This window comes from Kitasatospora sp. NPDC059648, assembly GCF_042734825.1.
Classification (GTDB): domain Bacteria; phylum Actinomycetota; class Actinomycetes; order Streptomycetales; family Streptomycetaceae; genus Kitasatospora.
On the sequence record NZ_JBHWDU010000140.1, the window covers coordinates 1 to 12,572 of the forward strand.

The following is a 12,572-nucleotide window of genomic DNA, read 5'->3' on the forward strand; positions in this document are numbered from 1 at the left end:
GGATCGGTGCACCAGTCGTGCACCGATCCCCGGCCGCGCCGCTCACGTGTTCGCAAGATTCCTACAGGTATGTTTCTTGTCTCCCGATTCCACAAGCCCCGCCGAGCACATTCAAACTGCAAAGGAAAGCCTTGCAACAACATTCCACCCCGATGGTATGCATGAGCTCCAGGCAACGACGGAGGGCAGGGCCATGGCAAAGCAGGAGCGGGCGCGACGCACACGGGAGAAGGTCCTCACGGCCGCCGCCGAGGTGTTCGCCGTCCAGGGCTACGACAGCACCACTCTGAACACCGTGGCCGAGCGCATCGGCATGACCAAGGGCGCGCTCTACGGCCACTTCCCCTCGAAGCGGTCGCTGGCCCGGGCCCTGATCGACGAGTCCCGCCACGCCTGGACGAGCCTGCACGCCGCGTACGACACCCCGGAAGCCGACGCCGCCGAGGTCCTCGAAGGCGTCGTCGTGGGCTTCGCCGACCGGCTGCGCTCGGACGTCCGGCTACGGGCCGCGCTCAGGCTCGCGCTCGGCCGCCCCGACCTGGCCCCCGCCCCCTGCGACGTCCTCACCGAGATGCACGGCGCCCTGACCGACCTGGTCCGCCGCGCCCAGCGCGACAGCGGTTTCCCCGGCCACTGCCCGCCGCTGGTCGCCGAACTCCTGCTGATCGTGATCCGGGGGCTGCTGACCACGGCCGAACACGCCGACGGCGGCAGCACAGACGACAACAGCCCCGCCATCAGCGACGGAGGGCCCCTGTGGCGACTGCTCTTCACCGCCCTGGCAGGTGGCCCGGCCCCGGCTGCCGCCCTCTCCTGACCGGCCCGCCGGCCCCCTACGACACCACGTCCTTGCGCGCGAACCCGCGGAACGCCAGCGCCAGCAGCACCACCGCGTACGACAGGGACAACGAGACCCCCTGGAGCATGCCGCCCCACTCCAGCTGCGGCTGGAGGGCGTCGGCCCAGGCGTACTGCCAGTGCGCCGGCAGCCACTCCCGCAGATCGCCCAGCGCGGTGACCGCGTCCAGCACCCCGGTGATGATCGACAGGAACACCGCCCCGCCGACCGCCCCCAGCGGCGCGTCCGTCGCCGTCGACAGCCAGAACGCCAGCGCGGCGATCACCAGCTCGCTCAGGAACACGAACGCCACCGCGATCGCGATCCGGGGCAGCGCCTCCCCGGCGGGCAGGCCGGCCCCGGCCGGGAGCTTCAGGTCCCCCCAGCCGTACGCCACCGTCCCCACGACGAGCCCGATCGCGGGCAGCATGACGATCGCCACCGCCGAGAACGCCAGCCCGACCGCGAACTTGCGGGCCAGCAGCCGCGCCCGCGGCACCGGTGCGGCCAGCAGGTAGCGCAGCGAGGACCAGCTGGCCTCCGAGGCCACCGTGTCCCCGCAGAACAGCGCGACCGGGATCACCAGCATGAAGCCGGTGCCCACGAACAGCATGGTGACGGCGAAGTTGGCCCCGGAGGCGGTGGCCAGGTCGATGAAGGTGGTCCGGTCCGGACGCCCCGGAGTGCCCCCGATCTGGAACGCCGCCAGGATGACGAACGGCATCGCGGCCAGCACCCCGCCGATCACCAGCGTGCGGCGACGGCGCAGCTGCCGCACCGCCTCCACCCGCAGCGGCAGCGTCCGGCTCGCCCGGTACCCCTCGGCGTGGTCCGACTCACCGCGGTCCGAGGGGACCCGATCCGTAGTAGCACCGGCGCTCACGCCGCACCTCCGATCAATGACAGGAACGCGTCCTCCAAGCGCCGCTGCGGCCCGGCGCTCTCCACCGGCACGCCCAGCCGCACCAGCTCCGCCAGCAGCTCGCTCGCCGCGAGCCCGTCCAGCCGGACCAGCAGCCCGCCCTCGACGGCCTCCGCCGAGCCGACCCCGGCCAGCGCGCCGACCTTCTCGGCCACCGACTCCGGGTCGCAGGACGCGGCCAGCCCGATCACCAGCAGCTCACCCGCGCCTACGATCTCGCCGACCGGCCCGGCCGTCACCAACTGCCCGCGGTCCATCACCACCAGGTCGGTGCAGCTCTGCTCGACCTCGGCCAGCAGGTGGCTGGAGACGATGACCGTCCGCCCGCCGGCCGCGTACCGGATCATCACCTCGCGCATCTCGCGGATCTGCGGCGGGTCCAGCCCGTTGGTCGGCTCGTCCAGGATCAGCAGGTCCGGCATCCCGAGCATCGCCTGCGCGATGGCGAGCCGCTGCCGCATGCCCTGGGAGTAGGTCCGCACCGCGCGGTCCAGCGCCTCGCCGAGCCCGGCGATCGCCAGCGCCTCGTCGAAGCACGCGTCGGCCTCCGGCCGCCCGGTGGCCTGCCAGTACAGCCGCAGGTTGGCCCGGCCGGTGAGGTGCGGCAGGAAGCCCGCGCCCTCGACGAAGGCCCCGACCCGCGAGAGCACCGGCGCCCCGGGGCGGATCAGGTGCCCGAACACCCGGATCTCCCCGGCGTCCGGCCGGATCAGGCCCATCAGCATCCGCAGCGTGGTGGTCTTGCCCGCGCCGTTCGGCCCGAGCAGGCCGAGCACCTGCCCCTGCTCCACCCGGAAGCCCAACTCCCGTACGGCGTACCGGTCCTGGGAGCCCTTGTAGCGCTTGCTCAGCCCGCTGATCCGCAGCGGCACCCCGGCCAGCTCCGGATCGAACTCGGGGCCCGAGGACGTGCCGACCGCCGACCGCCGCCGCAACCACGGCACCAGCACCAGCCCCGCGGCCACCACCACGGCCGCCACCGGCAGCATCCAGGTCCGTGCGGGCAGTGGCGCCGCCTCCGTGACCAGCTCGGCCACCGTCGGCGCGGTGAGCGCCCCCGCCACGGCCACCCGGTAGGTGGCCGGCTCGTTCGGCGAGGCGTACGCCAGGTCGGTGGACGCCAGCACCAGCCGCAGCCGGTGCCCGGCCGGGAAGTCGTGGTCCACGGCGGGCAGCCGGACCGTGACCGTCTTCCCCTCGTCCGCGCCCGTCACCCGCAGCGGGGCCGCGAGCTGCTCCGGCAGCACCGCCTTTCCGTCCGGCCCGACGTCGTACAGCTTCGCGAACAGCACCGCGTCCGGCCGGTCCGCCTTCACCCGCACCGGCACGGTCGGCTGCCCGGTCAGGTGCAGCGGCGTGTCCAGCGGCGCCGAGTCGAAGGCGGCGTTCTGCCCGGGGAAGTCCAGCGACAGCCCGGCCCCGAGCGAGGCCGCCTGGCTCAGCGCGCCGATCCCCGGCAGCGTCGAGATGCCGGGCGGCGCCCCGCCGGGCGGGTTGGCGACGGGCTTCTCCCCGCCCGGCAGCTCGACGGACCGCGTCCCGGTACCGCCGAGACCGGGGTACCGGTCGGCGTCGGCGCCGCGCAGTACGGCCTGGAAGCCGGTCGAGTCGACCCCGCCCGTCCGGGTGACCCGGAACCCCGGGCCGGTGTCGTTGCCGAGCCCCTTCAGATAGTGGTCGAACCAGGCGGTCACCCGGTCGTCCACCCGGGCGCTGGTGTCCGTGCCGCCGTCGTGCCCGCCCGCGAACCAGTCCACCGAGACGGGCGCGCCGTTGGCGGCCACCGCCCGGGCGATCAGGTCGCCCTGGTCGAGCGGGAACAGCGAGTCCTGCTGCCCCTGCACGACCAGCGTGGGCGCCTTGAGCTGCGCCGCGACCGAGGACGGGCTCGACCTGTCCAGCAGCGCGACCGCCTCCGGGTCGGCGTGCCCCGCGGTCGCGACCCGGTCGTACATCTGGCAGAGCGACTCCAGGAACCGCCCGCACCCGACCTGCCCGTCCGCCGCCGTCGCGTCCGGCCTGCCCGTCCCGCGCGGCGCACCGCCCGAGGGCCCGAGACCGCCCGCCGAACCAGGGGCCGCCGACCCGGTGGTGAAGAAGATTCCGGCCCACAGCCTCTTGAAAACGCCGTCCGCGGCGCCCGAGCCGTCCACGCCCTGCGGGAACAGCGCGTCGGCCAGGTTCCACCAGGTGATCTGGGTGGCCACCGCGTCGATCCGGTGGTCGTACGCCGAGGCCAGCAGCGAGACCGCCCCGCCGTACGAGGCTCCGGTGATGCCGACCCGCGGGTCGCCGGGCCCGTCGAGCTTCACCTCGGGGCGCTGGGCCAGCCAGTCCACCAGGTGCTTGACGTCCTCGACCTCGCGGTCGGGCGCGTTCAGGCCGATCTTCCCGCCGGAGTGCCCGAAGCCGCGGGCCGACCAGGTCAGCACCGCGTAGCCCTGCCGGGCCAGCTGCTCGGCCCGGTCCCGCTCGCCCTCCTTGGAGCCGCCGAAGCCGTGCGCGAGCAGGACGGCCGGCCGCGGGCTGGTGCCGGTGGTGAAGAACGAGGTGTCCAGCTGGACCTGCTCGGTACCGCCGGGCGTCTCCGGCATGCTGAGGAAACGATCCTCTTGATGGACCGCCTGTTCACCGCCCGACGCCACCGTCGCCGTGCCGACCCCGGCGACCGCCACCAGAGCCACCGCCCCGGCCAGCACCCTGCGCCGCACCGACGTACCCCGGCCGCGCCACCGGCGCCATGCCCCACCGAACTCCATGGGGGCTGATCGTATCCGTCGCCCGGGTAGGCGTCCGATAAAGCCACCGGCCCCTTTCGACCGGTTTGCCCCGTTGAACCCCGGTATCGTACGGCCCACCCGGCTCTCCCGGTACCGGACGACACCCCGAGAAGGTCCCCGTGCTCTGGCCGCTGATCACCTTGCTCGCCACCGTCGCCGCCACCCTGGCGGTCGGCTGGATCGTCGACCAGATCCTCCAGCGGATCAGCGCCGACCACCCGGAGGCACCGGTCTGGGCACTGCTCCGCCGCTGCCGCGCCCCGCTCCAACTCACCGTGGCGTCAGCCCTGTTGCTCCTCACCAGCCCGCTCCGGCGGATCTTCCACCTGACCGGTGACGAGGGCGCCCACCACCTGCTCCTCCTGCTCCTGCTCGCCTCCCTCGGCTGGCTCACCGTCCGCGTGGTGGCCGCCGTCCTGGAGGCGCTGCTCCGCCGCTACGAGACGGTCGCCGGCGACCCGGCCCGGGTACAGCGGGTGCACACCCAGATCAGCATGCTCCGCCGAGCGGTCAGCGCGGTGATCGTCGTGGTCACCGTCGCCGTGATGCTGCTGACCTTCTCCGCCATGCGCTCCGTCGGCGCCAGCCTGCTCGCCTCGGCCGGCCTGATCGGCATCGTGGCCGGGATCGCCGCCCAGAGCACGCTGGGCAACTTCTTCGCCGGCCTGCAGATCGCCTTCGGCGACACCGTCCGGATCGGCGACACCGTGGTGGTGGACGGTCAGCAGGGCACGGTCGAGGAGATCACCCTGGCCTACCTGGTGGTCCGGCTCTGGGACCACCGCCGGCTGATCGTCCCGGTCTCCTACTTCGTCAACAAGCCGTTCGAGAACTGGACCCGTCGCGACCCCGGCCTGCTCGCCGCCGTCCTGCTCCACCTGGACCACAGCACCCCGGTCGACGAACTCCGAACGGCCCTGCACACCCGCCTGGAACAGCACCCGCTGTGGGACGGCCGCGAGTGGGCCCTCGACGTCACCGACACCACCCCCAGCACCATCGTCCTCCGCGCCACCATGACCGCCCGCACCCCCGACGACGCCGCCCGGCTCCGCTTCGACATCCGCGAACAGCTCATCGCCCACCTGCGCGACGAGCACCCCCACGCCCTTCCCCGCCTCCGCACCACCGACACCTGACCCGGCGCCGCACAGGACGGGGATCCCCGCGCCCCGAAAGGGGAGCGGGGACCTGCGCGAGGCGAAAGGCGACCACCGGTACCGAAGCCCCGGGCCCGCCCCCGCCCCTACAGAACCCGCGTCATCGTCCGGTGCGGAATCCCGGCATCGTCGTAGACCGGCCCCTGCGCCACGTACCCCAGCCGCTCGTAGAACCCGAGCGCCCGCACCTGCGCGTGCAGTTCGACCTCGACGCCGCCGCGCTCGCGCCCCGCCGCCTCGATCGCCCGGACGAGCTCGACCCCGAGCCCCGTCCCCCGGGCCGCCGCCAGGACGGCGAGCCGGCCGAGCAGCACCCGCCCCTCGACGCCCCCGGTCAGCTCCAGTGCCTCCGCGCCGAAGATCAGCCGCCCGGTCCCCAGCGCCGCGCCGTCCGCCCCCACGGCCAGCACGTGCACCGAGGTCGCGTCGTACTCGTCGTACTCCAGCTCCTCCGGCACGCTCTGCTCGACGACGAACACCTCACGCCGCACCGCCCGCACCAGCTCCAGGTCGGCCTCCCCCTCGGCGACCCGCACGGAGACCGTCATCTCAGCTCTCCGACGCGATGACGTCCAGCGCCTTCTGCAGGTCCGCCGGGTACTCGCTGGTGAACTCGACCCACTGCCCGTCCGCCGGGTGCTCGAAGCCGAGCGAGACGGCGTGCAGCCACTGCCGGGTCAGCCCGAGCCGCTTCGCCAGCGTCGGGTCGGCGCCGTACGTCAGGTCGCCCACGCAGGGGTGCCGCAGCGCGGACATGTGGACGCGGATCTGGTGGGTGCGGCCGGTCTCCAGCTTGATCGCCATCAGCGAGGCCGCCCGGTACGCCTCGATCAGGTCGTAGTGGGTGACGGACGGCTTGCCGTCACGGGTCACCGCCCACTTCCAGTCCGAGCTGGGGTGGCGCCCGATGGGCGCGTCGACCGTGCCGCTCAGCGGGTCCGGGTGCCCCTGGACCAGCGTGTGGTAGCGCTTGTCCGTGACCCGGTCGTGGAACTGCCGCTTGAGGTCGGTGTAGGCCCGCTCGGACTTGGCGACGACCATCAGCCCCGAGGTGCCGACGTCCAGCCGGTGCACGATGCCCTGGCGCTCGGCGGCGCCGGAGGTGGAGATCCGGTAGCCGGCCGCGGCGAGCCCGCCGATGACGGTGGGACCGGTCCAGCCGGGGCTCGGGTGCGCGGCGACGCCGACCGGCTTGTCGACCAGCACGATGTCCTCGTCGTCGTGGACGATCCGCATGCCGTCGACCGGCTCGGCCACGATCTGCACCGGGGCGGCGGGGGCGGGGATCTCGACCTCCAGCCAGGACCCGGCGGTCACCCGGTCCGACTTGCCGGCCACGGCGCCGTCGAGCGTCACCTTGCCCTCGGCGGCCAGCTCGGCGGCCTTGGTCCGGGAGAAGCCGAACATCCGGGCGAGGGCGGCGTCGAGACGCTCGCCCTCCAGGCCGTCGGGAACGGGGAGGCTGCGGATCTGCGCTGCGGTACTCACCCGTACGAGTATGCCGGAAACCCGGCCCCGCCCCGCCCGCGAGCCGCCCACCCGTCCGCGGGCGCTACTTCTCGCCCTTCTCCGCCGGGTGGTGCACGCTCCCGTCCGGGTTGCTGCCGCGGAAGGAGAGCAGCACGACGAGGATGCCGCCGCAGACGATCGCCGAGTCGGCGAGGTTGAACACCGCGAAGTGCTGGACCGAGATGAAGTCCACGACGTGCCCGCGGAAGACGCCCGGCGCGCGGAACAGCCGGTCGGCGAGGTTGCCGAGGGCGCCGCCCAGCAGCAGCCCGAGCGCGATCGCCCACGGCAGGCTGTACAGCCGGCGGGCGATCCGCCAGATCACCACGATGACGGCCGAGGCGATCATCGTGAAGACGACGGTCAGTGCCTGCCCCATGCCGAAGGCGGCACCGGAGTTGCGGATCACCTGGAAGGTGACGACGTCGCCGATCACCTTGATCGCCGCGTGGTTCTCCAGCTTGGCGACGACCAGCAGCTTGCTGCCGAGGTCGATCAGGAAGGCGAGCACCGCGACGACCAGCAGCACCCCGACCCGGCGCCGGCCCTTGGGCTTGTCCACCACCGTGGCGCCGGTCACCGGGCCCGCCCCGGCGGACTCTGCCGGCTCTGCGGACTCGACCACGGCCACCTCCGCGTCATCGGCGGGATTCGGGACGGCGTCGTCCCGGGTCTGGGGGGAACCTTGCGTACTGATGATCCGCTCCGCTGCCGATGTGAGCCGATGAGGGCCTGACCGCGTCCGTACCGACGAGTCAGGCGACGTTACGGGGTCGAGCGTACGGCAAGCCCGACCCCCCGCGTCGCCCCGGTGGCCCGGTCGGCGCCCCGGATCAGCGGCGTTCCTGCTTGGCCTTGCACTGCACGCAGAGCGTGGCCCGGGGGAACGCCTGCATCCGGGCCTTGCCGATGGCCTGTCCGCAGGACTCGCAGGTGCCGAAGCCGACGCCCTCCAGCCGCTCCAGGGCGCGTTCGGTCTGGGCGAGGCTGTCCCGCGCGTTGTTGGCGAGGGCCAGCTCGCTCTCCCGCGAGATGTTCTTCGTACCGGCGTCCACCTGGTCGTCACCGGCTCCGTCGTTGGAGTCGCGCATGAGGCCGGCGATGGCGGCGTCGGCGGCGTCGATCTCGCCGCGCAGCCGCTCCAGGTCGCTGATCAGCTCGTCGTGCAGCTCGTGGACCTCGTCCGAGGTCCAGGCGTCCTCGCCCGGCCGGACGGGCAGTGTCGCCGGGTCGACCGACTCGGCTCCGCGCGTCACGGTGACGGTCTCGCTGTTGGTCTTCTGAGGTGCGGTAGTGGTCACGGTCCCCTCCCCTGGATCGGCCGCCACGGCCTTGCGTGCCCGCTTGGTGGCGGTACCCGCGCCGGTTGCCTTCTCAGCCATGGCTTCGACCCCATCTACGAACGAATCGAGCCGCCGGTTCCCGGCGGCCTCCAGTGCCGGAACGATAATCCCGATCAAAACCGGTCACAACATGACATACCGACGCCTCACGATGATCCCACCCAGGCAGCCGCCCCAACCGCCACGCCCCGTGCGCTGACAGACTTGTGCCCACCTCGCTCCCACCTAACCGCCCCCGCCGACCAGCCCGGATCGCGTCCCGGCCCCGCTCCCCCGAATCCCTTTGGACAAACCGTCCCGCCCGGCCGATACACTGGCCCTGCAAGGCGCAGATGGGACGAGTACCGACGTACGCAGCCACCAGCGACCCGGGGACGGTGCGAGCCCGGGGGTGTGCACGGCGGGAAGATCACCCGGAGCCGCCGGAAGAACGGCCACGCGATGGCCCACTAGACCCGGCAGCAAGCCCAAACAAGAGGGCCGCGAAACGCAGCACCGCGGTCAAGGAGGGTGGTACCGCGGGGCGGCTGGTCCGTCTCGTCCCTCCGGAGGATCCAGTCCCAGCATCCGCCGGAGGTAGACGCCCGCGATGAGCTCCCAACCCGTCACCCACCACGACCCTTCCGACGACGCGCTGCGCGCGGCCCCTCTTTACCGCCCCGTCCCCGCACAGGTGGACCTCCCCGCCCTCGAACACCGGATCCTCTCCTTCTGGCAGGACAACAAGGTCTTCCAGCGCAGCCTGGAGCAGTCCGAGGGCCGCCCCGAGTGGGTCTTCTACGAGGGCCCCCCGACCGCCAACGGCATGCCCGGCGCCCACCACATCGAGGCCCGCGTCTTCAAGGACGTCTTCCCGCGCTACCGGACGATGAAGGGCTACCACGTCGCCCGCAAGGCCGGCTGGGACTGTCACGGCCTCCCGGTAGAGCTCGCCGTCGAGAAGGAGCTGGGCTTCTCCGGCAAGCAGGACATCGAGGCGTACGGCATCGCCGAGTTCAACGCCAAGTGCCGCGAGTCGGTGACCCGCCACACCGACGCCTTCGCCGAGCTGACCACCCGCATGGGGTACTGGGTCGACCTCGACGAGGCCTACCGGACGATGGACCCGTCGTACGTCCAGTCCGTCTGGTGGTCGCTCAAGCAGATCTTCGACAAGGGCCTCCTGGTCCAGGACCACCGGGTCGCCCCCTGGTGCCCGCGCTGCGGCACCGGCCTGTCCGACCACGAGCTGGCCCAGGGCTACGAGACCGTCGTCGACCCCTCGATCTACGTCCGCTTCCCGCTCACCAGCGGCCCGCTGGCCGACCGGGCCGCCCTACTGGTGTGGACCACCACCCCCTGGACCCTGGTCTCCAACACCGCCGCCGCCGTCCACCCGGAGGTCACCTACGTGGTGGCCACCGACGGCAACGAGCGGCTGGTCGTCGCCGAGCCGCTGGTCGCCAAGGCGCTCGGCGAGGGCTGGGAGACCACCGGTGAGTCCTTCACCGGCGCCGAGATGGAGCGCTGGGCCTACCGCCGCCCCTTCGACCTGGTCGAGATCGAGAACGCCCACTACGTCCTCAACGCCGACTACGTCACCACCGAGGACGGCACCGGCATCGTCCACCAGTCCCCCGCCTTCGGCGCGGACGACCTCGCGACCTGCCGCAAGTACGGCCTGCCGGTGGTCAACCCGGTCCTCGGCGACGGCACCTTCGCCCCCGAGGTCCCGCTGGTCGGCGGCCAGTTCTTCAAGAAGGCCGACGAGGCCCTGGTCGCGGACCTCAAGGAGCGTGGCCTGCTCTTCCGCCACCTGCCGTACGAGCACAGCTACCCGCACTGCTGGCGCTGCCACACCGCGCTGCTCTACTACGCGCAGCCGTCCTGGTACATCCGGACCACCGCCGTCAAGGACGCGATGATCCGCGAGAACGAGGCCACCAACTGGTTCCCGGACACGGTCAAGCACGGCCGCTTCGGCGACTGGCTGAACAACAACATCGACTGGGCGCTCAGCCGCAACCGCTACTGGGGCACCCCGCTGCCGATCTGGCGCTGCGAGGAGGGGCACCTCACCTGCGTCGGCTCGCTGGCCGAGCTGTCCGAGCTCACCGGCACCGACCAGAGCGCCCTCGACCCGCACCGCCCGTACATCGACGACGTCAGCTTCGCCTGCCGCGACTGCGGCGGCGCCGCCACCCGCGTGCCCGAGGTCATCGACGCCTGGTACGACTCGGGCTCGATGCCCTTCGCCCAGTACGGCTACCCGTACCAGAACAAGGAGCTGTTCGAGAAGCGCTACCCGGCGCAGTTCATCTCCGAGGCGATCGACCAGACCCGCGGCTGGTTCTACACCCTGATGGCCGTCGGCACCCTGGTGTTCGACAAGAACAGCTACGAGAACGTCGTCTGCCTGGGCCACATCCTGGCCGAGGACGGCCGGAAGATGTCCAAGCACCTGGGCAACATCCTCCAGCCCATCCCGCTGATGGACCAGCACGGCGCCGACGCCGTCCGCTGGTTCATGGCGGCCGGCGGCTCGCCCTGGTCGGCCCGCCGGGTCGGCCACGGCACCATCCAGGAGGTGGTCCGCAAGACCCTCCTCACCTACTGGAACACCGTCGCCTTCCAGGCCCTGTACGCCCGCACCTCGAACTGGGCCCCCTCGGCGAGCGACCCGGCCCCGGCCGACCGCCCGCAGCTGGACCGCTGGGTGCTCTCCGAGCTGAACACCCTGGTCCGCGAGGTCGACGCCGCCTTCGAGGCGTACGACACGCAGCGCGCCGGCAAGCTGCTCTCCGGCTTCGTCGACGACCTCTCCAACTGGTACGTCCGCCGCGGCCGCCGCCGCTTCTGGCAGGGCGACGCCGCCGCGCTCGCCACCCTGCACGAGGCGCTGGAGACCGTCACCCGCCTGATGGCCCCGCTCACCCCGTTCATCACCGAGCGGGTCTGGCAGGACCTGGTCGTCCCGGTCACCCCGGAGGCTCCGGCCTCGGTGCACCTGGCCACCTGGCCGGAGGCCGACGAGACCCTGATCGACACCGAGCTCTCCCGGCACATGGCACTGGTCCGCCGCCTGGTCGAGCTCGGCCGGGCGACCCGCGCCGAGTCCGGTGTGAAGACCCGCCAGCCGCTCTCCCGCGCGCTGGTCGCCGCCCAGGGCTGGGAGGAACTGCCCGCCGACCTGCGCGCGCAGATCGCCGAGGAGCTCAACGTCTCCACCCTGGAGTCCCTCGCCGAGGTCGGCGGCTCCCTGGTCGACACCACCGCCAAGGCCAACTTCCGCGCCCTGGGCAAGCGTTTCGGCAAGGGCGTGCAGGACGTCGCCAAGGCGGTCGCCGCCACCGACGCCGCCCGCCTGGCCGCCGAACTGCGCGCCTCCGGCACCACCTCCGTCGAACTGAACGGCGAAACGATCACCCTCTCCCCCGGCGAGGTGATCATCACCGAAACCCCACGCGAGGGCTGGGCCGTCGCCAACGAGTCCGGCGCCACCGTCGCCCTCGACCTGGCCATCACCCCGGAACTCAAGCGCCTCGGCATCGCCCGCGACGCCATCCGCCAGATCCAGGAAGCCCGCAAGAACTCCGGCCTCGACGTCGCCGACCGCATCGTCCTCCGCTGGCGCGCCACCACGGAGGAAACCGCCGAAGCCATCGCCGAACACGGCCCCCTCGTCGCCGAGGAAGTCCTCGCCACCGACTTCGCCGCCGGCGCAGCCGACTGGACCTCCGACACCTTCACCGACGAATCCCTCGGCCTCGCCTTCCAACTCCGCAAGGCCTGACCCACCCCCGAACCGCCGCCCAGCTCCCCGGAGCCGGGCGGCGGTTCCCTTTTCCCCTCCACGGGCGCACGCCCCCGGCGCACCCCAGCCCCCTCCCCCTCCATGGGCGCGCGGGCGAGCCCCGCGCGCCCAACACACCCCCTCCCCCCACACCCGACCCAGGCGAGAGGGACGCGCTGCGGGAGGGGCGGTGGAGGGGGTGGCCACGGAAGGGGGCGTGACGGGTGATTTTGAGGGAGCCAACGGGG

The 12,572-nt window shown here is 72.5% G+C and carries 9 protein-coding genes; 3 read left to right on the forward strand and 6 right to left on the reverse strand.

Annotated elements, in window-relative coordinates:
• Window positions 1–193 precede the first annotated feature (193 nt).
• Complete coding sequence (locus ACFV1W_RS38455) at window positions 194–817, forward strand: TetR family transcriptional regulator (RefSeq protein WP_380421988.1); 624 nt, start codon at window positions 194–196, stop codon at window positions 815–817.
• A 16-nt stretch (window positions 818–833) separates the two neighbouring features.
• On the opposite strand, the gene ACFV1W_RS38460 is transcribed toward ACFV1W_RS38455, so the two are convergent.
• Window positions 834–1,721, reverse strand: coding sequence for an ABC transporter permease (locus tag ACFV1W_RS38460; RefSeq protein ID WP_380421990.1), 888 nt, complete (start codon window positions 1,719–1,721; stop codon window positions 834–836).
• The gene (locus ACFV1W_RS38465; RefSeq protein WP_380421991.1) at window positions 1,718–4,519 is read right to left on the reverse strand and encodes an alpha/beta fold hydrolase; all 2,802 of its coding nucleotides are present in this window, start codon (window positions 4,517–4,519) and stop codon (window positions 1,718–1,720) included. Before ACFV1W_RS38465 ends, ACFV1W_RS38460 begins: the two co-directional genes overlap by 4 nt.
• Before the next feature lie 140 nt (window positions 4,520–4,659).
• On the opposite strand from ACFV1W_RS38465, the gene ACFV1W_RS38470 reads away from it, so the two are divergent.
• Window positions 4,660–5,679, forward strand: a complete 1,020-nt coding sequence (locus ACFV1W_RS38470; RefSeq protein WP_380421993.1) for a mechanosensitive ion channel family protein — start codon at window positions 4,660–4,662, stop codon at window positions 5,677–5,679.
• A gap of 107 nt (window positions 5,680–5,786) precedes the next feature.
• Here the strand turns inward: ACFV1W_RS38470 and ACFV1W_RS38475 are convergent, their stop codons facing one another.
• The 4 genes from ACFV1W_RS38475 to ACFV1W_RS38490 form a co-directional block, all read right to left on the reverse strand.
• Complete coding sequence (locus ACFV1W_RS38475; RefSeq protein WP_380421994.1) at window positions 5,787–6,248, reverse strand: GNAT family N-acetyltransferase; 462 nt, start codon at window positions 6,246–6,248, stop codon at window positions 5,787–5,789.
• 1 nt (window position 6,249) lies between these two features.
• Complete coding sequence (locus ACFV1W_RS38480; RefSeq protein WP_380421996.1) at window positions 6,250–7,188, reverse strand: RluA family pseudouridine synthase; 939 nt, start codon at window positions 7,186–7,188, stop codon at window positions 6,250–6,252.
• A gap of 64 nt (window positions 7,189–7,252) precedes the next feature.
• Window positions 7,253–7,909, reverse strand: coding sequence for a signal peptidase II (gene lspA, locus ACFV1W_RS38485; RefSeq protein WP_380421998.1), 657 nt, complete (start codon window positions 7,907–7,909; stop codon window positions 7,253–7,255).
• Between the two features lie 133 nt (window positions 7,910–8,042).
• Window positions 8,043–8,510 (reverse strand): TraR/DksA family transcriptional regulator, encoded by a 468-nt coding sequence (locus ACFV1W_RS38490; RefSeq protein WP_380422000.1) that lies wholly within the window; start codon window positions 8,508–8,510, stop codon window positions 8,043–8,045.
• Window positions 8,511–9,141: 631 nt separating this feature from the next.
• Between ACFV1W_RS38490 and ileS the strand changes: the two genes are divergently transcribed.
• Entirely contained in the window at window positions 9,142–12,324 is a 3,183-nt protein-coding gene (ileS, locus tag ACFV1W_RS38495; protein WP_380421997.1) for an isoleucine--tRNA ligase, read from the forward strand.
• Window positions 12,325–12,572 lie beyond the last annotated feature (248 nt).